The organism is Streptococcus castoreus DSM 17536, from assembly GCF_000425025.1.
GTDB lineage: Bacteria > Bacillota > Bacilli > Lactobacillales > Streptococcaceae > Streptococcus > Streptococcus castoreus.
The window spans coordinates 60,502-87,008 of record NZ_AUKZ01000003.1; the positions used below are offsets into that span (position 1 = coordinate 60,502).

Below are 26,507 nucleotides of genomic sequence, written 5' to 3' on the forward strand. Positions count from 1 at the left end.
CAGCAGGTATAAGGCAAATAAACCATCCGTTCACTAATGCCATTCTAGAAGTCAGATAGGATACTCACTTTTAGAGTTAGGACAAATGGGTGGTTTTGATAATTTGACAATGCCAATGTTTTTGGAACAATTTAGAAATAGCAATGAATCTTATGACTGAGGAAAACGTTTTGGTAATCTTCTAAATCTTCAGGGTGATAGACCTTGACTCCTGCCATATGGTAATCTCTACCTAGTAACTGATATTTATTTTCCCCAAATTGGTGGAAAGGGAGAAGTTGCACTTGATTAATATTAAGCTGATTGAAAAGTTCCGAAAAAGCTTGGGCATCTTCAAGAGAATCATTGAAATCTGGGATGACAGGAATTCGTAGCACAATTTCTTTGCCAGCTTTGAATGCATAATGAATATTCTTGATGATTAATTCGTTAGGCACGCCAGTGACCTTGCGATGTCTTAGTTGGTCATAATGTTTCAAATCAGTGTAGATAAAATCAACGTAACCCATTAAGGTCACAAATTGCTCATGTTTGGCATATGCTGTGGTTTCAATAGCTGTGTGAAGTCCCATTTCTTTGGCTGCTTTCAAAAGGGCTAAAGCAAAGTCAAATTGTGCAAAGATTTCACCACCAGATAGGGTCATGCCGCCACCAGATTCTTCATAAAAGTCCCTATCTTTGAGAACTTCGGTGATGATTTCTTCTACGGTTTTTTCTTGTCCAATGGTTTCAGTTTTAAGACCATCGGCAGTCAACATTTGTTCAGGAGATTTTTGTTGGGATTCTGGGTTGGCACACCAAGGGCATCTTAGCGGACAGCCTTTTAAAAAGACTGTTGTCCGAATGCCCGGACCGTCATGGATGCTAAAATGTTGAATGTTAAAAATAATACCACGTTCAGCCATAAGAATAAATTCCTTTCGTTCTAAGTCAATCATAGCAGACAAACGTAAATAAATCAATTACGAATGAAAGACAGTTCCCCTTTTATTTTAGGCAGATAACTGTTACAATAGAAAGGAGGTGAATTATGAATCGATTAGAACATATTATTCAATTAGTTTCTCAAAAGAAAAAAATAGGTGTTAATAGCTTGTCAGAGCAATTACAGGTTTCAAAAGTGACGATCCGTAAGGATCTTGATAAGCTTGAAAATAAGGGATTATTGCACAGAGAACATGGCTATGCTGTCTTAAATAGTGGTGATGATTTAAATGTTCGCTTATCCTACCATTACAATATCAAAAAACGTATTGCTGAGAGAGCCGCTGAATTGGTGCAAGATAACGATACGATTATGATTGAGTCAGGCTCGACCTGTGCTCTTCTAGCAGAAGTGCTCTGTCAGACTAAACGAAATCTGAAAATTATTACCAATTCTTGCTTTATTGCTAATTATATTCGCCAATACAATAGCTGTCAGGTTATCCTTTTAGGAGGCTATTACCAGCCCAATTCAGAAGTAACGGTGGGACCTTTGTTGAAAGAAATGATTTCCCTTTTTCATGTGAATCGTGTTTTTGTTGGAACGGATGGTTTTAATCCTAACATTGGTTTTATGGGCAAGGACATGATGCGTTCTGAAGGTGTCCGTTATATGTCAGAAGCAGCTGACGAGATGATTATTTTGACCGATTCTAGCAAATTTTCAAAGCCTAGTCTTGTTCATCAGCTCTCTTTAGAAGCTGTTCATCGCGTGATTACAGATAGTGGGTTGGACAAGCAGTCTCGTGAGCTTTTAATGGCTCATCATATCACTCTTGATTTTGTATCTTAGAAGGTAGGTGGTGCAGATGAAGGAAGAGCGAAGACGTCTCCTTGCTAAGGTAGCTTACTTGCACTACATTCAAGGAAAAAGTCAAACCCTCATTTCAAAGGAGATGAATATATACCGGACAACGGTTTGTAGGATGCTGGCAAAGGCTAAAGCAGAAGGTATTGTTCGGATTGAAATAGCCGATTATGATGCTAATTTATTTGGTTTAGAAGAGTATGTTCGCCAAAAGTATGGTTTGGAAAAGCTAGATATTGTTTCCAATCAAGTAGAAGATAGCCCAGTGGATACGCTTGTTAAGGTGTCTAAAACAGCAGCAGAAGTCCTGCGCCACACCGTCAAAGATGGGGACAAGATTGGTTTGTCATGGGGAGCAACTTTATCGAGTTTGATTGACGAATTGGATCCCAAAGCTATGAAAGGCGTTCTTATTTGTCCTTTGGCTGGTGGTCCAAGTCATATCAATGCCAAGTATCATGTCAACACTTTGGTTTATCGTTTGGCGAGAATTTTCCATGGGAGTAGCGCCTTTATCAATGCTATGGTTGTTCAAGAAGATAAGCAGCTAACCAAGGGGATTTTACAGTCCAAATATTTTGAAGAAATCCTAGCGAGTTGGGATCAGCTTGATCTTGCCTTGGTGGGAATTGGTGGAGAGCCTAATAGCCATGAGGAAAGTCAGTGGCGAGACTTGTTAACAAATAAGGATTATGAACAACTCAAAAGTGAAGAGGCCGTTGGGGAAGTTTGTTGTCGCTTCTTTGATCAAGGCGGTTGCCCTGTTTATAAGGGGTTGCAAGATCGAACAATTGGCATTTCCCTAGAGCAATTAGCACGTGTTCCAAAAACCATTGCTGTTGCAACGGGGCAATATAAGGCTAAGGCAATTTTAGCTGCGTTGAAGGCTGGATTTATCAATTATCTTGTGACTGATAAAGGGACCATGATGACCGTTTTAGCCTTGGACGGAGAGACAGCTTTTGCCCAAAACATTTTTTGACATTTGAAAGGATTTAAATAGAGCTTGAGACGAGAAGTCTTGGCTTTTTTTGCGTTTAAGGAACATCTTTGGGGTTTGTTAAAAATATCTTAATAAGTGGATACTGTTTTGGGCTAATTGTTCTATTCTTAAAGACCAAATGGTGAAAGATGTTACTATTAATTTTTCTTAGTTTTACAAAATAAACACCAGCACATTAGTGCATCATAATAAATATCGCACAAATATATTGATCCTAAGAATGAAAGTGGTAGAATAAAGTTATCAACGAAACGAAAACAGTTACAAACGCAATAGAATTGTCTTTGAAAAAAAGACTTGTGACCGTTGCATAAAACTAGAAATAAAAAAAGGAGTCAACAATGGAATTGATTGTACCGGATCAAATGATTATGGGTTTAATTTTAAATGCAGGAAATGCCAAGCAACACATTTATCAAGCTTTAAAATTTGCGAAGTCTAAGGATTATGAAAACAGTGATAACGAAATAGCCTTAGCTGAAGATGCCTTGTTAGAAGCGCATAACTTACAAACACAATTTCTTGCTCAAGAAGCTAGTGGTAACAAATCGGAAATAACAGCTTTATTTGTTCATTCGCAAGACCATTTAATGACAACCATTACAGAGATTAATCTCATTAAAGAAATTATTGAACTTCGTAGAGAGTTAGTGACCAAATAAAACTTAATCATTAAAAAAGGAGGCTAGATATGATCAAAATCGGTTTGTTTTGTGCAGCAGGATTTTCGACTGGAATGTTGGTGAATAACATGAAAGTAGCAGCAGAGGAAAAAGGAGTTGCATGTGAGATTGATGCTTATTCGCAAGGGAAGTTGGCAGATTATGCTCCAACCATTGATGTCGCTCTCTTAGGTCCTCAAGTGGCTTACACTTTGGATAATTCAGAAGCAATTTGTAAGAAGAATGGGGTTCCGATTGCAGTTATTCCAATGGCAGACTATGGGATGTTAGATGGAAACAAGGTGCTTGACTTAGCCCTTAGCCTTATCAAAGAATAGGAGTTAACTATGGCAAAGATGAATGTTCAAAAAATAATCATGCCAATCATGAAGTTCGTTAATATGCGTGGCATCATTGCGTTAAAAGATGGTATGTTAGCCATTTTACCGCTAACGGTTGTCGGAAGTCTTTTTTTGATTATGGGTCAGATTCCTTTTCAAGGGGTAAATGATGCGATTGCTCGTGTCTTTGGACCTGATTGGACAGAGCCATTCATGCAGGTTTATCATGGGACCTTTGCTATTATGGGCTTGATTTCCTGCTTTGCCATTGGTTATTCTTATGCGAAGAATTCTGGTGTTGAGCCGCTACCTTCTGGCGTTTTATCCTTATCATCCTTCTTTATTCTATTGAAGTCATCTTATGTGCCAGCCAAGGGTGAAGCAATTAGTGAGGCTATTAGTAAAGTGTGGTTTGGTGGTCAAGGGATTATTGGGGCTATTATTGTTGGTTTGGTGGTCGGGGCAATTTATACCGAGTTCATTCGTCGCCACATTGTTATCAAAATGCCAGAGCAAGTACCACAAGCGATCGCTAAACAATTTGAAGCAATGATTCCGGCCTTTGTTATCTTTACGCTGTCAATGATGATTTATATTATTGCTAAACTGATTACTGGCGGTACCTTTATTGAAATGATTTACGCTGCCATCCAAGTACCTCTTCAAGGCTTGACTGGCTCGTTATATGGTGCTATTGGAATTGCCTTTTTTATTTCTTTTTTGTGGTGGTTTGGAGTGCATGGGCAATCCGTCGTCAACGGTATTGTGACAGCTTTGCTCTTATCAAACTTAGACGCTAATAAAGCCTTGATGGCAACAGGTAACCTCTCTTTGGATAAGGGAGCGCATGTGGTAACTCAACAATTTTTGGATAGTTTCTTGATTTTATCAGGTTCCGGCATTACCTTTGGTTTGGTTGTCGCCATGGTTTTTGCCGCCAAATCAAAACAATATCGGGCACTAGGTAAGGTTGCTGCTTTCCCAGCACTTTTCAATGTTAATGAACCGGTTGTCTTTGGCTTTCCAATTGTGATGAATCCAGTCATGTTCTTGCCATTTATCTTGGTACCAGTAGTAGCAGCGCTTCTTGTGTATGGTGCTATTGCCATTGGTTTTATGCAACCTTTTGCAGGAGTTACTTTGCCTTGGTCAACACCAGCCATTATTTCAGGCTTTATGGTTGGTGGTTGGCAAGGTGCTTTGGTACAAGTAGCTATCTTGGTCATGTCAACTGTAATTTATTTCCCATTCTTTAAACTTCAAGATAACATTGCCTACCAAAATGAAACAGCAGCAGAAACAGTTTAATGCTTGGGTTGAATCTCAAAGACCATCTCTAGTTGGGGATGGTCTTTTGGAAAGAAAAGGGTATTTGCACTATTGTGCAAGATTGAGTGACTTTTAATTCTCGAGTGCAAGCATTTCCAATAGCCTTGAGATATGGTAAAATATTTACGAAAGAAAGATTTATACTTACGAAAGAAATAAAGGAGATGGAAAATGACTGAAATAAAGCCCCCATATTTTGGCGAATTAACAGGTAGGATGAGCCAGTACCGCGAAGCTGTTTTAGATAAGAAACCTTATATTGATGCGGAACGTGCTATCTTAGTTACAGAAGCCTACAAAAAACATCAAAACAAGCCAGCTAACCTTAAACGGGCTTATATGTTACAAAATATCTTGGAAAATATGACAATTTATATCGAAGAGGAAAGTTTGATTGCCGGCAACCAAGCCTCGTCAAACAAGGATGCTCCAATTTTTCCAGAGTACACTTTGGAATTTGTTATGAACGAACTTGATCTCTTTGAAAAACGTGATGGAGATGTTTTTTATATCACGGAAGAAACCAAGCAGCAGCTACGAGAGATTGCCCCATTTTGGGAAAACAATAACCTACGTGCTCGCTGCGGTGTCTTGCTTCCAGAAGAAGTACAAGTCTATATGGAAACGGGCTTCTTTGGCATGGAAGGCAAGATGAATTCAGGAGATGCCCATTTAGCTGTTAATTACCAAAAGCTGTTGGAACATGGGTTGAAAGGGTTTGAAGAAAGAGCACGTGCTGCTAAGGCTGCGCTTGATTTGACTATTCCTGAAAATATTGACAAGTACCATTTTTACGACTCAGTCATTATCGTGATTGATGCGGTCAAGACTTATGCAGAGCGCTATGCTCGTTTGGCAAGAGAATTAGCAGAAAAAGCCAACCCAAAACGTCAAGTAGAATTATTAGAAATTGCACGTATTTGTGACAAAGTTCCTTATGAGCCAGCAGAGACCTTTGCAGAAGCCGTGCAATCGGTCTGGTTTATCCAGTGTATCTTGCAAATCGAGTCCAATGGACATTCGTTATCCTATGGTCGTTTTGACCAATACATGTACCCGTATGTGAAGGCTGATTTGGAAGCTGGACGTGAAACGCAAGATTCTATCGTTGAACGCTTGACCAATCTTTGGATTAAAACTTTGACCATTAATAAAGTGCGTAGCCAAGCCCATACCTTCTCATCAGCGGGTAGCCCACTTTACCAAAACGTGACGATAGGTGGTCAAACAAGAGACAAACAAGATGCGGTTAACCCACTATCATACCTTGTCTTACGTAGTGTAGCCCAAACCAAATTACCACAACCAAACTTAACTGTTCGTTACCACAAAGGTCTAGACAATGCCTTTATGAATGAATGTATTGAAGTCATGAAACTTGGCTTTGGCATGCCAGCTATGAATAACGATGAAATCATTATTCCATCTTTCATTAAAAAAGGTGTTCTCGAAGAAGATGCCTACGACTATTCTGCTATTGGCTGTGTGGAAACAGCTGTGCCAGGCAAATGGGGCTACCGTTGTACTGGTATGAGTTACATCAATTTCCCTAAAATTTTGCTGATTACCATGAACGACGGTATTGACCCAGCTTCAGGCAAACGTTTTGCGACAGGTCATGGTCACTTCAGAGACATGACGTCTTACGAAGAATTAAAAGCAGCATGGGATGCAACTTTACGCGAAATCACCCGCATGAGTGTTATCGTTGAAAATGCCATTGACTTGGGGCTAGAACGTGAAGTGCCAGATATTCTTTGCTCAGTCTTGACAGATGATTGTATCGGCAGAGGCAAGACCTTGAAAGAAGGCGGAGCTGTCTACGACTATATTTCTGGGCTTCAAGTGGGAATAGCAAATCTTTCGGATTCCTTAGCTGCGCTGAAAAAATTAGTTTTTGAAGAAGGTCGCTTGACCCCAGAAGAACTCTGGCATGCCCTTGAAAGTGACTTTGCGGGTGAGCGTGGCGAGGAAATTCGTCAGATGCTGATTAATGATGCCCCAAAATATGGTAACGATGATGATTATGCGGATAATTTAGTGGTGGAAGCTTATAACACCTATATTGACGAAATTGCTAAGTACCCGAATACCCGTTATGGTCGTGGTCCAATCGGAGGTATTCGTTATTCTGGAACGTCATCAATCTCAGCCAATGTTGGTCAAGGAAAAGGGACCTTAGCCACTCCAGACGGGCGTCATGCAGGAACACCTTTAGCAGAAGGTTGTTCACCCGAACACAGCATGGATAAAAAAGGACCAACATCAGTCCTTAAATCGGTTGCCAAATTACCGACAGATGAAATTGTCGGAGGTGTCTTATTGAATCAAAAAGTCAACCCACAAACCTTGTCAAAAGAAGCAGACAAGATAAAATTGATAGCCTTGCTTCGCACGTTCTTCAATCGCTTACATGGCTATCATATCCAATACAATGTGGTTTCTCGTGAGACCCTGATTGATGCCCAAAATCATCCTGAAAAACACCGTGACTTAATCGTCCGTGTCGCTGGCTATTCTGCCTTTTTCAATGTCTTGTCGAAAGCCACTCAGAATGATATTATTGAACGTACCGAACATACGCTTTAGGAGATATGTGTTATCGATAAGGGGATCTTCTGACGAGAATCCTCTTGTCGATATAAAGTAGACTGGCTTTTTTAGAAAAGTTGAGCTATCATAGAGTAAACTAACGTAGGGTAGGAATGCTATGAAAGAAGAAAAACGAAAACAACTAGTAAAAGTTGCCTACTTGTATTACATTGAAGATATGAAACAAGATGACATTGCTAGAGAGTTTGGTATTTATCGAACAACCGTTAGTCGGATGCTGACTCAGGCGAAACGTGAAGGTATCGTCCAAATTAACGTTGAAGATTTTAACCCAGAAATTTTTAAATTAGAGACCTTTTTCAAAAAAGAGTATGGACTAAAGCATATCGAAATTACTCCAACTTCTGAAACGGATTCTGAAGCAGATAGAGAAGATCGCTTGGCTGCTTTAGCAGGACAATGGTTACGTAAAAATATTAAAGAGGGTGATACCATTGGTTTGGCTTGGGGAGCAAGTATTGGCAAAGCAGTTAATTACATAGCCCCTAAATTTTTAGATGACGTTACTTTTGCGCCTATAGTCGGAGGACCAAGTCGCATTAATTCAAAGTATCATATCAATACTCTTGTTTATGAGTTGGCCAGGAAATTTCATGGACAAAGTATTTTTGTTAATGCAGCTGTCGTTCAAGAAAGTAAGGAATTAGCAGACGGAATTTTCAATTCTAAATATTTTAAAGAACTTCGTGAGACTTGGAAACATTTAAATATGGTGATTTTAGGGGTAGGAGGAGTTCTTTCTTATCGAAAAAGTCAATGGCGTGATTTGATTGATGAAGAAGATTATGAGGACTTAAAATTAAGAGAAGCAGTGGGAGACTGTTGTTGTCGCTTTTTTGACCAAAATGGTAAAATTTTAAAAGGTCGTTTGGACCAAAGAACAATTGGGTTACCACTTGAGGATTTAAGCACGATTGAAAATTCTGTTGCAATTGCAAGAGGAAAGGCGAAAGCTAGGGCTATAAGAGCCTTGCTCAAAAAAGGTTATATTAATACCTTGTTAACAGACCAAGAGACCTTGATGGCTATATTAAAATTAGACAAGAAATGCTTATAAAAAAGATACTAGAGCGTTAATAAACAATACTTCCTTGTGGTGATACCATAATATTTTCGCAACTTTATCACATCGGAAGTATCAATCTTGACTCGCTTCGCTTGCTAAGAATCTATCTTTAAATTTAGGATTGTTTTCATTCATTTTTAATAAAATAAGTTTGTATACGTCCTGATACGATCATATTTGATCGTTTTTTTATGAGTAAAATAAGCACATTTGTGCTCATTTTAGAGAAAATGAATTATTGTTCGATTATGTAAACGCTTACCAACACTATGTTTCCACCAAATAAGATGGCTAATGACTATCAATTGATGTAGAAAGAATAAATTAGCTACGGTAAGATAAACTGAGAAAAGGAATAAGCCCCTAAAAATATTTTAAAATGCAGAAAGGAGGGTATGCAAGATGGAAGTTACTCGTAAAGAATTAATCAATCTAGAGTTAACAGAAGAGACGAAGGAGACTGTCATTCAGTCATTAGCTAAACAAATTGATGCTTGTGGTCTGATTGAAAGTTTTGATACTTATTATGACAGTGTCTTGGAGCGAGAAGCGTTAACCTCAACAGGTATTGGGTTTGGGATTGCAATTCCTCATGGGAAAAGCCTTGCTGTAAAAGAATGTGCGGTGGCTTTTGGGCGTCTGAGTCAGGAAGTTGATTGGGAAAGCCTTGATAACGAACCAGTTAAAATGGTCTTTCTCTTGGCAGTTCCAGAAAGCTGTTCAGGAAATCAACATTTGAAAATTATAGCTAGCTTGTCCCGTAAGTTAATTCATGAAGACTTTAGAACTTCATTAGAGAAAAGTAAGAATTCTCAAGAAATTGTAGATTTAATTAATGACTGTTTACAAAATATGATGTCATAAAAGGAGAATATTTATGTTAAAACTAGTTGCTGTTACCGCTTGTCCTTCAGGAGTTGCCCATACTTACCTTGCTGCTGAAAGTTTGGAGGTGGCTGCAAAAAAATTAGGAATTAGTCTTTTTGTTGAAACACAAGGGTCTATTGGTATAGAAAATGAATTAAGCAAACAAGCTATTCAAGAAGCAGATGCTGTTATTTTAACAAATGCTATCGCTATCAAAAATGAAGAACGTTTTAAAGGAAAACCAGTTATACGAGTTAGTCCAGCTGATTGTATAAAAAAAGCAGATGTTATTTGTAAAAAATTACAAGAAAAACTAGCTAAATAAAGGAGTAGCACATGATTGAATTGTTAAAAGATACTCGAAAGAGTATGATGACAGGTGTTTCTTACATGATTCCTTTTGTTGTTGCCGGTGGGGTTATGTTAGCACTTAGTGTCCTTCTATCAGGAAAAGCAGCAGTTCCAAGTAATGGTTATTTAGCAGATGTTGCTAAAGTAGGTATAGCTGGACTGTCTTTAATGGTGCCTATTTTATCAGGTTACATTGCTTTTGCGATGGTTGACCGTTCTGGTTTAGCACCTGGAATTATTGGTGGGTTGATTGCTAGTCAAATTGGAGCTGGATTCTTGGGAGGAATTTTATCGGGGTTAATTGCAGGAATTGTTGTTTATTATCTTAAAAAAATTCAACTTCCTAAATCGTTCAAATCATTAATGCCAATTTTTATCATCCCTTTATTAGGAACATTTATTGTTGGTGGCATTATGTACTGGGTTATAGGGAAGCCTATGGCTGCTGCTATGACAGGGATGACTGCTTGGTTAGAATCACTTGGTTCAGGAAATCTTGTTCTTTTAGGACTTATTTTGGGTGCAATGATTGCTTCAGATATGGGGGGACCAATAAATAAGGTTGCCTTTGGATTTGGTTCAGCAATGGTTGGTACAATTAACTCTTCTACGGGTCTGCCAAGTGGAACTGCTCTTTCTATTATGGCAGGAATCGGAGTGGCAATTTGTATTCCGCCTTTAGGAATGGCCCTTGCGACATTTTTGGCTCCTAAAAAATTTACTGAAGAAGAAAAAACTTCTGGAAAAGCGGCTATTGTTATGGGAATGGTAGGAATTACTGAGGGAGCTATTCCATTTGCAGCGGCTGATCCGCTAGCATGTATCCCGGCTAATATTGTTGGTAGTTCTATTGGAGCGGCTTTAGCTATTTGGCTAGGGGCAGGTAATCCTGCCCCTTGGGGAGGTTGGATTGTTGTGCCAGTTTCACATCAACCTTTCATTTATATTTTATCAAGTCTGATAGGGGCTGTTATTACAGCTGTGACAGTAATTTTGTTGAAAAGAACTGTTAAAGAATTGACTTTAGAGGATAATGGTGTGGAAGAGGACGACTTTGATCTTGAATTTGAAATACTCTAAAGAGTATGTTTGTGCAATTTGCCAAAACAATTGCACAAACGTGCTTTTTGTATAAATCCCATTTTTCTTTTGTCTTAAGAAGATTGATACGAAAGCCTTTTATCCCTAAAAAACTTTTTGTTGACAATTTATATAGTTATTATTTTTAGATCGTTTTACAATAGAAGTATAAAGTAACTTGTGCTATCAATGAAAGGATTATATTATGGCAGCAGGAGTAATTGATAAGAGTAAAAATATTGCCAATTTAGTTTTTAATGGGAATCCTCGCATTCAGCTTATGAAAGAGAATCTTTTTAAAGAAGAACGACAAATTTCTTTAGAAAGGGCTCTTCTTTATACAGAAAGTTATCAAAAAACGGAAGGACAACCAGTAATTATTCGTCGTGCTAAAGCAGTTCAGCATATCTTAGAGAATGTTCAAATAAGTATTCGAGAAGGAGAACTATTGGTTGGAAACAGGACAGTACGACCTCGCTCAGGGATTTTATCACCGGAAATGGATCCTTACTGGATAATCAAGGAAATTGATACTATTGCTACAAGACCTCAAGATCAGTTTGTCTTTACAGAAGCTGATAAAACAATTTACATGGAAAAGCTTTATCCCTACTGGAAAGGTCGATCAATGAAGGACTTCATCAATGCGCAATTAACAGATGATGTCAAAGAAGCTATGGCTGATGAAGTGTTTAAACTTAACCAAACAGATAAGGGTCAAGGACATATTATTATGGACTTTCCAGCTATATTGGAACATGGGATTCAATATTATATTAATATCTTATCTGATAAAATGACTGAGCAGCCAGATAATAGCTTTTTTAAAGCAGGCTATATTATTTTCCTGGCAATGAGAGATCACTTTCTTAGATATGCAGATTTAGCACAAGCTATGTCTGCAAAATCAAATGGAAAACGGCGTAATGAGTTAGAAAAAATCGCACAAATATGCCACAAATTAAGTAAAGAAAAACCAGAGTCTTTTTATGAAGCTTTGCAATTATTATGGATGACAAGCATTGTTGGTCAATACGAGTCAAATGCTTCCTCCTTATCTCTAGGACGAACTGATCAGTACCTCTACCCATTTTACAAAGCCTCTCTTGAAGCGGGTGAATCAGAAGTATTCATGTATGAAGTTTTAGGGGATTTTTATATCAAAACCAATGATGTTGTTCTTTTGAGAAGTCAAAGCAGTGCTAAATGTTTTGCCGGCTTTCCAACAGGCTATACCATTGCTTTAGGTGGTTTAGATGAATATGGTCATACAGCGGTTAATCCTTTATCCTATATTATGCTAGATATTTACCATGAGATTCTATTGCCACAGCCTAATTTGTCTGTGCGGATGAATGAATTGATTCCACGTCGTTTTCTCTTAAAAACATGTGAAACGATTCGTCTAGGAACTGGGATACCACAATTATTTAATGATGAAGTGTGTATTCCGGCCTTTTTAAGCAAAGGTGTTAGTTTAGATGATGCTCGTGATTATGCCACAGTTGGTTGTGTAGAAACATCTATTCCAGGACGTACTTATGGTCTCCATGATATTGCACTTTTTAATCTCCTAAAAATCATGGAACTTAGTTTATACCACTTGCGCCATAGAACTGAGGTGACCTACCAAACACTGTGGAAAGATATTGAAAATAAAATTGATTATTATGTCAAGTTGGTCGTTAAAGGGTCTAATATTGTTGACCTTGGACACCGTCATTATGCTCCAACGCCATTTTTATCTATCCTAATTGCCGATTGTTTAGAAAGTGGTAAAGATGTGACTGAGGGTGGAGCAAGGTACAATTTTTCAGGAGTTCAAGGGATTGGACAAGCGAACCTTAGTGATTCGATGTACGTTGTTAAAAAAATGGTATTTCAAAATCAAGAAATGCCTTTAGCAGAGCTAATTAAAGCTTTAGAGTCAAATTATGAAGGACAATATGCAGAGCTTCAAAAACATGTCATTCAAGATTTTGAAAAATATGGTAATGATAATGATGAAGTTGATGATATAGCAGTCAAACTATTTAGGCATTATGCTAAGGAATTAGAAAAATATCAAAATGTTCGCGGAGGTCAATTTATCCCGGGAGCTTATACTGTTTCAGCTCATATCCCACTAGGAGAAGCCGTTGGAGCAACACCTGATGGTCGTAAGTCTAGGGAGCAGTTAGCTGATGGGGGGTTGTCCCCTATGGTTGGTAGAGACCATTTAGGTCCAACTGCGGTCTTAAAATCTGTTAGTAAATTAGATAATTATCTTACTGTTAATGGCAGTTTATTAAATGTAAAATTTCAACCTAATACCTTAAAAGGGACTGAAGGGCTGAATAAATTTGCTGATTTCTTGATGGCATATACGAAATTAAAAATTCAACACATTCAGTTCAATGTGCAATCTAAAATGACTTTGTTAGATGCTCAAAAACACCCTGAAAAATATACAGGTCTGCTTGTTAGAGTAGCAGGTTATAGCGCCTTTTTCGTTGATTTGAATAAACAGATACAAGACGACATTATTGCACGTGTAGAACATCAACTCTAAGTGGCTAGATAAGGAGGATAGATGTCTGGTAAAGGATTAGTTTTTAATATTCAACGCTACTCAGTTCACGATGGTGATGGTATCCGAACAATAATCTTTTTAAAAGGCTGCCCTCTAGCTTGTCCATGGTGTGCTAATCCAGAGTCAAGAAAAGCTGTAAGTCCTACAAAGTGGATTAAAAATGGGGTTCAAGAGACTGTTGGTGAGTGGCGAGAAATAAATGACCTTGTTGATGAAGTGATGAAAGATGAGGTTTTCTTTCGCACATCTGGCGGAGGTGTGACCATTTCAGGAGGAGAAGTATTAATGCAGTATGAATTTGCTGCTAAATTACTGAAAGTTTTTAATGAATTGGGAGTTCATACAGCAATTGAAACAACAGGCTGTTTTCCCTTAGAACGTATACAAACTTTGACTCCATACCTTAATCAAGTTCTATTTGATTTAAAGATTATGAACCTACAACTGGCTAAAAAAATTATTGGTATTGATGTTGGTCTATCTAAACTAAATTTTGAATTTTTGTTGACACAAAAACAGATTCAATTAATTCCTCGAATTCCTTTGATTCCAAATTATACAATACCTATTGAAAATTTAGAGGCTATCGCTCAGTATTTAAGCGATCTATCAATTAAAGAAGTTCATCTATTACCTTTTCATCAATATGGTAGCCAGAAATATGATTACTTGGGCTGGGAATATCAAATGAAATCCACTCCCACATTGTCATCAGAACAATTATTGATATGCCATCAGATTTTTCAACAACATCATATCAAGGCAAATATTGATGGCTTATAATAAAAAAAGAAAGAAGAATACTTATGGAATATATGTTAGACACTTTGGATTTGGAAGCGATTAAAAAATGGCATCGTATTTTACCCCTTGCAGGTGTGACCTCAAATCCAACAATTGCTAAAAAAGAAGGAGCGATTGATTTCTTCGAACGAATAAGGGAGGTACGTACGATTATTGGTGATAAGGCTTCTATTCATGTGCAGGTTATTGCCCAAGACTATGAGGGGATTTTAAAAGATGCTGCTGACATTAGCAAACAATGTGGGGACAGTGTTTATGTTAAAGTTCCAGTCACTACAGAAGGTCTTGCGGCCATTAAAACCTTGAAAGCAGACGGTTACCTTATTACAGCGACAGCTATTTACACCGTTTTCCAGGGCTTGTTAGCTATTGAAGTAGGTGCTGACTATCTGGCTCCGTATTACAATCGTATGGAAAACCTTAATATTGACCCAGAAGCTGTGATTGAGCAGTTGGCAAAAGCCATTGTTCGTCAGGATTCGAGCAGTAAAATTTTGGCAGCTAGTTTCAAAAATGTTGCCCAAGTGACGAGATCGTTTGCCTTGGGAGCACAAGCTATTACAGCTGGACCGGATATTTTTGAAGCAGGTTTTGCCATGCCGTCTATTCAAAAAGCAGTTGATGATTTTGGGAAAGATTGGGAAGCGATTCACCATCGTCAGAGCATTTAATTGATGTCGTCAAAAAATTCAAAAAGGAGCATAACAATGAAAGTATTTGCAAGTCCATCACGTTACATCCAAGGGAAAAATGTCTTGTTTACCAATGCAGACACCCTTAAACAATTAGGGGATAACCCAATTTTACTCTGTGATGCCATGGTTTATGGTATCGTCGGTGAAACGTTTGAAGGCTATTTGACAGATAACGGCATGAGTCCTGTTCACGTAGCCTTTAATGGGGAAGCATCTGATAATGAAATTAACCGTGTGGTTGCCATCGCTAAAGACAATGGTAGTAATGTCATCATTGGTCTTGGTGGTGGAAAAACCATTGACAGTGCCAAGGCGATTGCGGATATTTTGAGTATTCCAGTGATTATCGCCCCAACCATTGCATCAACAGATGCCCCAACATCAGCCTTGTCTGTGATTTACACTGATGAGGGGGCTTTTGAGAAATACATTTTCTATGCTAAAAATCCAGATCTTGTATTAGTAGACACACAAGTCATTTGTCAAGCACCAAAGCGGTTATTGGCTTCAGGAATTGCGGATGGTTTGGCAACTTGGGTTGAGGTGCGTGCTGTTATGCAAAAAAATGGTGAGACCATGGCAGGTGGTAATCAAACATTAGCGGGGATTGCGATTGCCCAAGCTTGTGAACAGACCTTATTTGCTGATGGACTCAAAGCAATGGCTAGCTGTGAGAAAAAAGTGATTACACCAGCTTTAGAAAATGTCATCGAAGCCAATACTCTCCTTAGTGGTCTTGGCTTTGAAAGTGCTGGACTTGCGGCAGCACATGCGATTCATAATGGTTTTACAGCGCTGACAGGTGACATTCACCATTTAACCCACGGAGAAAAAGTTGCTTATGGAACCTTAACACAACTTTTTTTGGAAAATCAGTCAAGAGAAGAAATAGATCGTTACATTGATTTTTACCAAGCGATTGGCATGCCAACGACCCTCAAAGAAATGCATTTAGACACCGCAAGTCAGGAGGATCTCTTGAAAATCGGTCGTCAAGCAACTATTGAGGGAGAAACCATTCATCAAATGCCATTTGTGGTTACCGCAGAAGATGTTGCAGCTGCCTTAGTTGCAGTAGATGCTTACGTGTGTAATCGCCAAAAACAATCCAGTTGAAGGCAGCTATCGTAACGTGGAACGCATGATTTGATAGAAAACACGCATTTCGTAACAATGCGTTTAGGCTGACATGGACTCCGAGGGGTATTCAGGTTGAAGAAAAAAGGTTGTTTTCAACTGACTTCTTCAGCCTTTTTAGTTTTTGAGAAAATGCAACCATTTCCACAAACATTGATTTGAGAAATGAGATAGTCACTTTATGTGGTATAATGGGGCAATAGATTTGTCGAGGAGGTTTCAAATGCTGAAAAAAGTTGGTATTGTTAGTTTATCTAGTGGCATTTTAGGTGAAGATATGGTCAAGCATGAGTTGGATTTGGGACTAAAACGCTTGGAGAATTTAGGTCTTGAAGTGGTTACGTTGCCCAATACGTTAAGGGGGCTAAATTATCTGAGGGAACATCCTGAGGCTAGGGCAGCCGATTTATTGACAGCTTTTGCAGATGCTTCCGTTGATATGATTTTATGTGCTATCGGTGGCGATGATACCTATCGTCTTTTGCCCTATCTTTTTGAGACGAATCAGCTTCAAGATGTCATTCAGCAAAAAGTTTTCCTGGGTTTTTCTGATACGACCATGAATCATCTCATGCTCCACAAATTGGGGCTTAAGACCTTTTATGGTCAGTCTTTTTTAGCAGATATTTGTGAACTAGACGAAGAAATGCTACCTTACTCTCTCGCTTATTTTAAAGAATTAATTGAAACAGGAACGATTTCTGAGATAACCCCTAGCAATCTTTGGTATGATGAGCGGACAGATTTTAGTCAAAAGGCGCTGGGCACTAAACGTCAAGAACATGCTAATCATGGCTTTGAATTATTAAGAGGACCGTCAACTTTCAAAGGACCTATTCTGGGTGGCTGCTTGGAATCTCTTTATGATATATTTGATGCTTCAAGGTATTCAGACAGTGTAGCCCTTTGTCAAGAATACGAACTCTTTCCTTCTGTCACAGATTGGAAAGGGAAGATTTTACTACTGGAAACTAGCGAGGAAAAACCAAATCCGAATCACTATCGGAAAATGCTTCAAAGGCTTAAAGATACGGGGATTTTTTCTGTTATATCGGGGGTCTTGGCTGGAAAACCGATGGATGAGACCTACTATGATGCGTATAAGCAAGTTTTATTAGAGGTCATTGATACGGACATTCCGATTCTTTACAACCTCAATGTAGGGCATGCCACACCAAGAGCGATTGTTCCTTTAGGGGTTATGGCAGAAGTTAATGCGGCTCAACAGATAATTCGCTTTGAAACGTGATCTGATTGCCTTGATTTAATGATGTAAAAGAGTTGTAGCAACTCCAAACCTTCTTCTAAGAAGAATCTTTCATTAAAAATAATGGCTTAATTGTTAAGAGTTGATAGAAAGTAGCACTAGAAACAGAGAGTTTCTTTTTTAAAATGCTTATGGTTAAGCCGTTTTGGATCGAAATTTTCTTTTTAAAACGAAAAAGAGTGAAGAAATAAGTCCCCAAAAGACATTTTCTCACTCTTTTTTAGTTGCCACATTTCTAAAGTTGGCAATCTTTTTAATATTTCACTCCAATAAGTCCTAATATCAGCCAAATAGCTGAATGAAAGGAATTTTTAACCACTTTTATCAAAGTAAATTCAGCTTGTTGAGCAGTCGCTGCATTAACTTTGTGTCATACATTTCCGCACGATGTCAACGAACAGAATTTTTGAATTGGCTTTGCAAGCTAGACCATTTTCTTTAAGTTATTAGAACCCTTTTTTTCAGACCGCTCATTTCCTATTTTGTGGATTGGCAAAATTTCTCTTCATAAGTCTTTTAAATATTATTAATGGCTTGTTTGCAAAGATATACTGGGTAAGATTTCTCGAGTAAAAACTCGAGATGAGGAGGTGAATTCGTCAGTTTTTACTCGAGACATCTTACGAACTCAGAATAAGCTAAACTTCATAACAGGGAAAACAAACGGTTAAGGAAATAGCTTCCAAGTAGATTTTTAAAACTAAAAAACTCCTCAAAAATGGAGTTCTTTACGGTTTTTGAGAATGAAATGTAAAGGGATTGAGGGTGATTATGATTTAAGAGCATTAAATGCCTTTATGTGTTAAACAGCCATTCGACTATTTTACGGATGCCTTAATCCTCATTTCTTTTCCGAGGCATTTGAACATAGTCGGTAGGACTCATGCCAACTAATTTTTTAAAGGTACGTGAGAAATTTGAAGGGGACGAAAAAGCGAAAGTTTCAGCAATCTGTGTTAAGGTAATCCCCTCAGATAATAATTGCTTGGCAGCTTCAATCTTTAAGTTAAGGAAGTATTGTTGAATGGTGACATGGGTTTCCTCTTTAAAAATTTTTCGCAATTTAGACTCGCTCATATGAAACTGTCTTGCAATATCACTTGTTTTGATATTAGAGTTAAGATTATTTTTTAACTGTTGAATGATAGCTATAATAATCGGAGATGACGCCGACACGAGTTGATTGTTTATTTTTTCGATTTGCTTAGTGTAAAACACAACAGCAGCATCTCGTAGTTGCAGGACTTGTGTTAGCATCTCACTGGATTCGTTATCCTTAATAAATTGATCACGTGAACGATAGGCTGTCTCAACATCAAGACCAGCTTGAATCGCTCCTTGTGCCAATCGATCAAATACGAGGATTGAATAATTCTTTTCCGAACGTAATTGACTTCCGCTAACACTAGGGGTGACAACATTACTTAATTGATTAACGGTTTCTTTTAAAAAAACCAAGTCTCCCTTTTTGACAGCCCGTAAAATGGCATTTTCATAGTTATACAGGTAGGTGTAAGAAGTGGTGATGTTTTTGAAAAAATAGTGAATGCTTTCTAAATCAAATTGTGTATTCCACTGATCAGCGTACCGATGCAAAGGTTCTGAAAACCGATCTTCAACAGTACCAGTCAAACAGTAATTCACTAAAATTAGTAATTCACGGATTTGACTGAGAGGTAGAAAAGGGAGCTTTGATAAGCTCCTAAAAAGATAATCTTGTTCTTCTTTACTGATTTCTACTGTCATCATCTCTTTCTTAAAACTCAACTTGTCGATTGCATTGCTACGCCAAGGACCAATAGTAATATAATGGTTATCAATATGATAAATTAAGAACATTTCGCCTAAAGGACCGTGATAGAATAAAAAATCAGTCTCTGACTCGCTCAAGGTGTTTAACATGTGGTAATGATTATAATAAAGCGTGTTAGTTTTGTCAGATTGAAATTCATTAATGACAGTAAAGGATGCATCACAAATAATAATTGCTAATTGTAAATTACTATGTAAAGCTTTCAATAGTAATGTGTTAATCATAATGTAAAACTCTCCTCCATAACTTAATTTTAGCGAAGATCTTTGAAAAGTCAAAAGGCAATAAAAAGTTTGTAGGATTTGAATCAAAATACTAAATAAGTTTAATTGAGTGGAAAAAAAATAACAGATTAAATCTTGTAAAAAAATATAGATATTCTAATTATAAATTTAGTGGTGTATCATTTTATATTAGGAAGTTGTTCTTTCTAATTTTTTAAAATAAGGAGAGTTTATGAGATATGCATCTAGTAAGCTAAGGATAGTTTTTCTTTTTTTGGCACTACTGTGTGTGATTTTAGTAGTTCCTAGGCAGACAAGAGTCCTATCGGCTACTTCCCACTCTGTAATAGCGACCATTAAGGCAAAAGTTAGAATAGATGGAGAAGAATTAGGTAATCGTCAGTTTACCTTTAACTTAATGAAGGATGGACAGGTAGTTGATACTCAACTCAGTGATTCAGAGGGCAATATCACATTTAAGCCTTTGGTATTTAATAATGCAGGTAAGTACGAATATAAAGTTGTTCAACATGTTCCTCAGGGAGACAGTGAAAAAATACAGTATGACTTGAATGAACGAGCAATAACTGTACAAATTACAGAGCAAGATTTAAGAAATGTTGAAGTTTCTAAGAAGTATTATGGAACAAGCGTAAGTAAAGAACATATCACAATGGGAGAAGTTTCAGGTGGTAAAGATTTTCAAGTTTTTTGCATCAATGAACAGAAAACATTGCCGCCAAATACACCCAATAAACGAACTTATAGTGTGCTTAAAAATCCTTCAACAGCAGAGTTAGAAAAAGTTGTTACACATAATTTGTATGGTGATAAGTTAGGTGAGAATTTAAAGAAAATCTTTTTCTATTTCCAAGCATTTCCGGATAAATATTCTGTAGATAAGCAGAAACAGATTGTTTGGGCTGCAACAGGTGCCTATGGTTCTACACTAGATTCCGTAGGACAATATGATACAGATTTAGACACTATATTCAAAACAGAACTACCAAGTGATTACAATTTAGTACTCTTTAATCCTGATGAAACAGAGGAAGAAAAAGGTATTTATCAATCATTATCTATGGGGTACGGTGCAGCTATTTCTCATCGAAAAGGATTGGAAGCGGAAGTAAGTACAGAGTTGCCAATGTTTGTTAATAAGATTAAGGAGACTTCAGTATCATATAGGACGGCTTTGGCTGCTACAAATGAGATTTATGAAGCTTATAATGATACTAATAAATATGGCGATTCAACTCTGGATGGTTCTTGGGGAATTAACCTCTATGTTAGACCATGGAATACAGCAAGTCGCGGAGATGTTGCTCTTTGTTTTAACGATCATAAATCCCCACCAGAAGAACTTGGGGATCATCAACATGTTAAGTACACTAAAAATGACAATCCCTTAGAGTGGTATAAAAAAGCTAATAAACCACGTTTACAAGGTAAGGAATTTGCTGATGCTATCTCAAAAATCATCTATTACGGTTACCCTATGAATGGTTTAAAAATAGGAACTAAGGATAATGAGGAGGATTTTCACAGGGCAACTCAATACGCACTTTGGTATTATACCGATTCTGAAAGTTGGGAGCAGATAGGTGCAACCAGAGGGTCTTCTGATAGTGTCAAGAAGATCTTTGATCAGTTGATTCAATCTGATGCATCGCAGGTTCCTAAGGATTTGAAACTTAGTTTATATGTCGCTGGCAATTCTAATAATGGAACAGACTATCAACATATTATCGGTATTAGCACCGATTCCCCCACTCATAACTTGACTATCTCTAAAAAGGTAACAGGTAATGGGCGAGATGAAAATAAGCAATTTAGCTTTGAAATAGAGCTAAAAGATGCCAAACAGCAGCCGTTGGAGGGAACCTATAAAATGGGGGACAAAGATTTGACTTTAGTAAATGGTAAAGCAAATCTCTCATTGAAACATGGTGATAGCGTGACGATTTCAGATCTACCAAGTGGTTATTCTTATAAAGTTACTGAAAGTTCTGCAGATGGGTACGAGGTCTTAGTTGATGGTAAACCAAGTACCAATCGAAGTTCAGCCCAAAGCAATGTGACTTCGGATAAAACAATGGCTTTTGAAAATCGGAAAAAAGAAAAAACAGGTGCTAAAATTTTCATTCGGAAGTATGCCGAGGGTGATTATGCTTCCTTATTATCAGGAGCAACTTTAAATCTCAAACAGACATCTGGTACAGGATTTGAAGGAGCCACCTTTATAAGTGATTCTTTAGGCAAAGAGTTTACTCTCCCAGAAGGAACTTATGAATTAACAGAAACTAAAGCTCCAGAAGGCTATGATTTGGCAGATAAAATAACCTTTAAAGTTGAAAATGGAAAAGTCTATATACAGCAAAAAGATGGTCGTTTCATAGAAAACAAGACCAAAGAAGTTGCCAAACCCTATTCTGTAACAGCCTACAATGATTTTAATGATGATAGTTCTGTAAATGATGACCATGATACCTATGGTAAAAACTATTATGCCAAAAATCGTGATGGCAGTAGCCAGATTGTTTATTGTTTCAACGTTGATCGCAAGTCTCCACCAGATTCTTACGATGACGGGGCAAATATTGATTCTGATGTAAATGAAGGCAAAGAAATTAAATACACTCATATATCAGGTCAAGATTTGTACAAATATGCGGCTAAGCCACGGGATAAGGATCCTCAATTATTCTTGAAACATATCAAGAAAGTTATTGAAAGAGGATTAAGAGACAAAAATCAAAGCATTGAATATGGTGGCTTGTCAGCAACTCAACTTCGAGCAGCAACTCAATTAGCCATTTATTACTTTACAGATAGTGCTGATCTGGATAATTTGAAAGGTTACCACGGTTTTGATGCATTAGATTCGAAGACTTTAACCGTTGCTAAGATTTTGATTGATTATGCTAAAGGTGATGCAGAACCTACTATTGGAGACCTTGACTTCTTTGTTCCAAATAGTAATAAGTATCAGTCACTCATTGGAACAAGCTATCATCCAGATGACCTTGTTGACATTATCAGAATGGAAGATAAAAAAACTGTTGTTCCGACAACTCATCAATTAACGCTTTCAAAAACAGTTACAGGATCAACAGCTGATAAAAATAAAGCCTTTACATTTGATCTGACACTAGCAGATAGCAATGGTTCTCCGTTGCAAGGTAACTACAAAACAACGAAAGAAGATTTAGTCGTTAACAACGGTAAGGCTAGCGTAACATTGAAAGATGGTGAAAGTTTAACCATTTCAGGATTACCAGATGGTTACGCTTATCAGATTACCGAACGAGATGCGGATGGTTATGAGGTTAAAATCAATAATCAAGCAAAATCAGACCGTAGCATTTCGGAAAAGAACGTGACTTCGGATAAAATAGTAGCCTTTGAAAACCATAAAGAAGGTGTCGTTCCTACAGGAATAGCAGATAGTATAATAACGTATCTGACACTGGCAGGTATAACGTTTGTTGGTTTACTTCTTATGCTTAAAAGTCGTCTCAAAAAAGACCGTTAAGAAACGAGAAGAAACATGAGCATAAAGAATGGAGCAAATGCTAGTCAGACGAATACACGTTATCAACTGATTAGGCAGCTATGTCTTAAAATGGCGATAATAGGAATTATTGTCTATGGTTTGGGACATTTTGTATTAGGGATTCGCATGATTAAAAACTCGGATATGTTTCCCATGCTCAAACCAGCAGATTTTATTTTCTATTATCGGTTAGAAAAACAAGTCAAAGTGAATGATGTTGTTATTTACGACCATGACAAACAAGAAAAAGTTGGAAGGATCATTGCCCAAGCTGGTGATACTGTTGATATTAATAGTGAGGGAACACTTCTGATTAATGGACACATTCATAAGGATGCGCTAGAGTTACCAACCCTAGCACATTCGAGTGGACCAACTTACCCATACAAAGTCCCTAACAATAGTTATTTTATCTTGTATGACAACCGAACCATTCAAGAAGATAGCCGCTATATAGGTGCGGTTTCAAAGAATAGTATAAAAGGTGTTGTCACGACTTTGGTGAGAGTAAGAGATTTATAAAAAGATAATAAATTAACAAATTTACGAGGAGAAAAAGAAATGAAAAAAAGTTATAGTGTTTTAGTTGCAGGATTGTTGTTTTCAGGCATTTTAGCCCCAAGTGTGTGCGCTGAGGGGGGAAAAGTTCCTGAAAGTTCAGTGTTGGAAATTCAAAAGACATTTGATATTAAAAACGATAATAATATTACACCGAAAACAGAATTTACGTTTAGTATTGAGCCCAAAACAGGTACAAGTGGTACAAAAGATGGCTTTACTGTTTACCAAGGTGTTGAACTTCCTGAAAATGAGAAACGTTTGAAAGTAATGTATGAAAATACTGATAAAATGCTTAACAAGGTAAAGAAGGTGACTTTCGACTTTAAAAAGGTAACTTTTAATCAACCAGGTATCTATCGTTATACAGTAAAAGAAAATCGGGGGAGTTTTGCAGGTATTACCTATGATGCTAAGACATATACTGTTGATGTATATGTTCTACAAAATGATAAAGGGGTTAATGAGCCTAAATACATTGTGTCTAATGATGATAAGAAACCCGATGCTAAGACACCAATTTCATTTACTAATAGTATAAAAACAACTTCATTGAAGATTGAGAAAAAAGTTACGGGTACTGCGGGTGATCGTAATAAAGATTTCAATTTTTCTTTGACTTTAGAGCCTAATGATCAATATAGCGCTGGACAAAAATTAACCCTTAAAAAGACCACTAAAGATGGAAATACTGAGGACATTGATGTTTTGGTAGGTACCAAAAAAGAGTTTACATTGAAAGATGGAGAATCAGTTAATCTTTCTAACTTGCCATATGGTATTAGTTATTCTGTTGATGAAACATCTGTGGATGGTTATCGACAGTCTGCTCAAATTGTGGAGACTAATGAAGATTCAACAGCCTATACTGGAACTTATAGTTTGGGAACCAAAAAACTTTCAGATGACACCGCTGACGTTATCACAGTAACCAACAATAAAGAGGGTATTGTACCAACAGGTGTGGTATCTACGATTGCTCCTTATGCAGCGTTGATGCTTGTTGCAATGGGTGGTGCTGTTTACCTTGTTAAAAAGAAAAAAGCTTAATCATGATCGCATGTTAAAGGAAATAGTTTGGTTATAAAAATCATTCGATGGTTGGATCGCATTATAGATGGTACCCTTATCATTGGGTTAATGCTTTGTTTAGCAATAGCTGCAATGGGATTGTACAGTTCCTATGTGCTTATTCAAAAAGCAGATGCTGTTAATTATAAGCAGTACAAGAAAAAGAAAATTGATTTTGAAGCATTAATGAAGCTTAATCCCTCGGTTATTGGATGGCTAGAGGTAGAGGGAACTCACATTAGTTATCCTGTTGTCCAAGGGAAAACTAACTTGGAGTATATCAACAAGACGGTAGAAGGAGAGTATTCGTTGTCGGGAAGTATTTTCTTAGACTATCGGAATTCCCCTACTCTCCAAGATTCTTACTCTGTTATCTATGGTCATCACATGGCAGGAGATGTGATGTTTGGAGAACTTCCAAAATTCTGCCAAAAAACATTTTTTAATAAGCATCAGCGAGCATTGCTCCATTTAAAAGATAAGGTGATTTCGATTAATCTATTTGCTTGTTTAAAGATAGATGCCTTTGATGAAACCTTATTTAATCCAACGATTCACAACAATCAAAATCAAGCAATTCTATCAAACTATATCAAAGAAAAAGCGATACAATATCGCGCTCCCTCTAAAAAGACGGATCAAACCGGTATTTTAGCATTATCAACTTGTGAAGATACATCAACAAATGGTAGAATATTGGTCGTCGGGGAGTTTGGAAATCATTAGTTAAGAAAGTCAGGGTGATATATGAAAAAATGCTTAGCACCTGTACTTCTTTTGATAGGAGTTGTCCTAAGTCTGGGACCTGTCGTTAGTGCAGATGGCAATGAACAACAAGTAACGGCTGATATTGTCTTTGAGAATCGGTTATCAATCAAAGACAGTAAGCCTACTACAGAAGAAGTATTTATGTTTACCCTTACTCCAGAGAACAGTCAGTTACCCATGCCTATAGAAGGAAATAAGGTAACCATTACTGGAACAGGTAAAGGGAAATTTTCAAAGTTAACGTTTACAAAGCCAGGAAGCTATCATTACACCTTAGTACAAGGAAGTGGTAGTACACCTGGATACAGCTACGACACCACTAAGTATAAGGTAACAGTGTTTGTGTCATATAGCGAAGAAACTTCTTCGTTGAAGGCTTCTATTGTTGCGACCGAAATTGGTAAGCAAGAAAAAAAAGAACTCATCTTTGAACCGGTATATATGAAAAAGACAGCGAATAAGTCAGGTAATATTCCAAAAGCAGGAGAAGTCACATCTGTTTATTATCTGGGACTAGGTCTCTTAGTAATCGGCTTAGCTGCTGTAATGGCATTGAAACCTAAACGTTAATCTGACCTAAAATGTCATTAAACTTTTCTCTGATATTACATAATCGGAGTAGGAGCTCTAACAGCGCACAATGTGATGCAATAGCCTTATTCTCTCTCTATCAAAATTAAGGCATTTGTCTTTAGAGCCAAACAGTGGATCTTTATGGATTCCACCTAAGACTAAGGAGATTCTGACCACCCTCAATGTCAGTCCCTTAGTCTTTTTTGAGTGCTTAAATAAGGCGTCTTAAATAATTTTTATTACCGAATGCTTGTAATCAAAAACTCCTAGAAGTGGTAAGAGGGCTATATGTCTAAATATTTAAATCATGATTTTCTATTGTGAGGTATTTAGAAGGTTTACCTACGTTATAAAATCTTTGCAAG

Annotated in this window: 22 protein-coding genes; 20 read left to right on the forward strand and 2 right to left on the reverse strand. The window is 37.4% G+C overall.

The annotated features are described in order from the left end of the window. Positions 1-131: 131 nt before the first annotated feature. Positions 132-905, reverse strand: coding sequence for a glycyl-radical enzyme activating protein (locus H346_RS0100310; protein ID WP_027969300.1), 774 nt, complete (start codon positions 903-905; stop codon positions 132-134). 125 nt (positions 906-1,030) lie between these two features. Here H346_RS0100310 and H346_RS0100315 point away from each other — a divergent pair, with 125 nt between their 5' ends. The 15 genes from H346_RS0100315 to H346_RS0100385 all read left to right on the forward strand — a co-directional run bounded on the left by H346_RS0100315 (position 1,031) and on the right by H346_RS0100385 (position 17,561). Then, positions 1,031-1,777 carry a DeoR/GlpR family DNA-binding transcription regulator gene (locus H346_RS0100315; protein ID WP_027969301.1) on the forward strand — a complete coding sequence of 249 codons (747 nt, stop codon included), beginning with the start codon at positions 1,031-1,033 and terminating at the stop codon, positions 1,775-1,777. A gap of 16 nt (positions 1,778-1,793) precedes the next feature. Further along, complete coding sequence (locus H346_RS0100320) at positions 1,794-2,774, forward strand: sugar-binding transcriptional regulator (RefSeq protein ID WP_027969302.1); 981 nt, start codon at positions 1,794-1,796, stop codon at positions 2,772-2,774. Between the two features lie 362 nt (positions 2,775-3,136). Beyond that, entirely contained in the window at positions 3,137-3,457 is a 321-nt protein-coding gene (locus tag H346_RS0100325; protein ID WP_027969303.1) for a PTS lactose/cellobiose transporter subunit IIA, read from the forward strand. A gap of 29 nt (positions 3,458-3,486) precedes the next feature. After that, positions 3,487-3,795 carry a PTS sugar transporter subunit IIB gene (locus H346_RS0100330; RefSeq protein ID WP_027969304.1) on the forward strand — a complete coding sequence of 103 codons (309 nt, stop codon included), beginning with the start codon at positions 3,487-3,489 and terminating at the stop codon, positions 3,793-3,795. Between the two features lie 9 nt (positions 3,796-3,804). Continuing rightward, entirely contained in the window at positions 3,805-5,106 is a 1,302-nt protein-coding gene (locus tag H346_RS0100335; protein WP_027969305.1) for a PTS sugar transporter subunit IIC, read from the forward strand. 192 nt (positions 5,107-5,298) lie between these two features. Then, positions 5,299-7,716 (forward strand): glycyl radical protein, encoded by a 2,418-nt coding sequence (locus H346_RS0100340; protein WP_027969306.1) that lies wholly within the window; start codon positions 5,299-5,301, stop codon positions 7,714-7,716. A gap of 121 nt (positions 7,717-7,837) precedes the next feature. Then, entirely contained in the window at positions 7,838-8,797 is a 960-nt protein-coding gene (locus tag H346_RS0100345; protein ID WP_027969307.1) for a sugar-binding transcriptional regulator, read from the forward strand. Between the two features lie 411 nt (positions 8,798-9,208). Next, positions 9,209-9,670, forward strand: a complete 462-nt coding sequence (locus tag H346_RS0100350) for a PTS sugar transporter subunit IIA (RefSeq protein WP_027969308.1) — start codon at positions 9,209-9,211, stop codon at positions 9,668-9,670. 13 nt (positions 9,671-9,683) lie between these two features. Further along, a complete protein-coding gene (locus tag H346_RS0100355; RefSeq protein ID WP_027969309.1) occupies positions 9,684-9,998 on the forward strand; it encodes a PTS fructose-like transporter subunit IIB in 315 nt (104 codons plus the stop codon). Positions 9,999-10,009: 11 nt separating this feature from the next. After that, the gene (locus H346_RS0100360; RefSeq protein ID WP_027969310.1) at positions 10,010-11,104 is read left to right on the forward strand and encodes a PTS fructose transporter subunit EIIC; all 1,095 of its coding nucleotides are present in this window, start codon (positions 10,010-10,012) and stop codon (positions 11,102-11,104) included. Positions 11,105-11,309: 205 nt separating this feature from the next. Continuing rightward, positions 11,310-13,655, forward strand: a complete 2,346-nt coding sequence (locus tag H346_RS0100365) for a formate C-acetyltransferase (protein ID WP_083940698.1) — start codon at positions 11,310-11,312, stop codon at positions 13,653-13,655. Between the two features lie 21 nt (positions 13,656-13,676). Next, positions 13,677-14,459: a 4Fe-4S cluster-binding domain-containing protein gene (locus H346_RS0100370; RefSeq protein ID WP_027969312.1), complete on the forward strand. Its 783-nt coding sequence runs from the start codon at positions 13,677-13,679 to the stop codon at positions 14,457-14,459. A gap of 23 nt (positions 14,460-14,482) precedes the next feature. After that, positions 14,483-15,151 (forward strand): fructose-6-phosphate aldolase, encoded by a 669-nt coding sequence (locus tag H346_RS0100375; protein WP_027969313.1) that lies wholly within the window; start codon positions 14,483-14,485, stop codon positions 15,149-15,151. Positions 15,152-15,187: 36 nt separating this feature from the next. Continuing rightward, complete coding sequence (locus tag H346_RS0100380) at positions 15,188-16,291, forward strand: glycerol dehydrogenase (protein WP_027969314.1); 1,104 nt, start codon at positions 15,188-15,190, stop codon at positions 16,289-16,291. Between the two features lie 244 nt (positions 16,292-16,535). Beyond that, positions 16,536-17,561: a S66 family peptidase gene (locus H346_RS0100385; protein WP_027969315.1), complete on the forward strand. Its 1,026-nt coding sequence runs from the start codon at positions 16,536-16,538 to the stop codon at positions 17,559-17,561. A gap of 852 nt (positions 17,562-18,413) precedes the next feature. Here H346_RS0100385 and H346_RS0100390 read toward each other — a convergent pair. Beyond that, on the reverse strand, positions 18,414-19,616 hold the full coding sequence (locus H346_RS0100390; RefSeq protein ID WP_027969316.1) for a YSIRK-targeted surface antigen transcriptional regulator: 1,203 nt from the start codon (positions 19,614-19,616) through the stop codon (positions 18,414-18,416). A 232-nt stretch (positions 19,617-19,848) separates the two neighbouring features. On the opposite strand from H346_RS0100390, the gene H346_RS10020 reads away from it, so the two are divergent. Genes H346_RS10020 through H346_RS0100415 form a run of 5 tightly spaced genes read left to right on the forward strand, consistent with a single transcriptional unit; the run spans position 19,849 to position 26,139 of the window. Beyond that, positions 19,849-23,151 carry a pilus ancillary protein 1 gene (locus H346_RS10020; protein WP_051188337.1) on the forward strand — a complete coding sequence of 1,101 codons (3,303 nt, stop codon included), beginning with the start codon at positions 19,849-19,851 and terminating at the stop codon, positions 23,149-23,151. Positions 23,152-23,166: 15 nt separating this feature from the next. Then, the gene (gene lepB / locus H346_RS0100400) at positions 23,167-23,694 is read left to right on the forward strand and encodes a signal peptidase I (protein WP_051188338.1); all 528 of its coding nucleotides are present in this window, start codon (positions 23,167-23,169) and stop codon (positions 23,692-23,694) included. Positions 23,695-23,733: 39 nt separating this feature from the next. Further along, positions 23,734-24,780, forward strand: a complete 1,047-nt coding sequence (locus H346_RS0100405) for a QVPTGV class sortase B protein-sorting domain-containing protein (RefSeq protein WP_027969318.1) — start codon at positions 23,734-23,736, stop codon at positions 24,778-24,780. Positions 24,781-24,807: 27 nt separating this feature from the next. After that, entirely contained in the window at positions 24,808-25,527 is a 720-nt protein-coding gene (gene srtB, locus H346_RS0100410) for a class B sortase (protein WP_027969319.1), read from the forward strand. Positions 25,528-25,548: 21 nt separating this feature from the next. Then, positions 25,549-26,139: a Spy0128 family protein gene (locus tag H346_RS0100415; protein WP_027969320.1), complete on the forward strand. Its 591-nt coding sequence runs from the start codon at positions 25,549-25,551 to the stop codon at positions 26,137-26,139. Positions 26,140-26,507 lie beyond the last annotated feature (368 nt).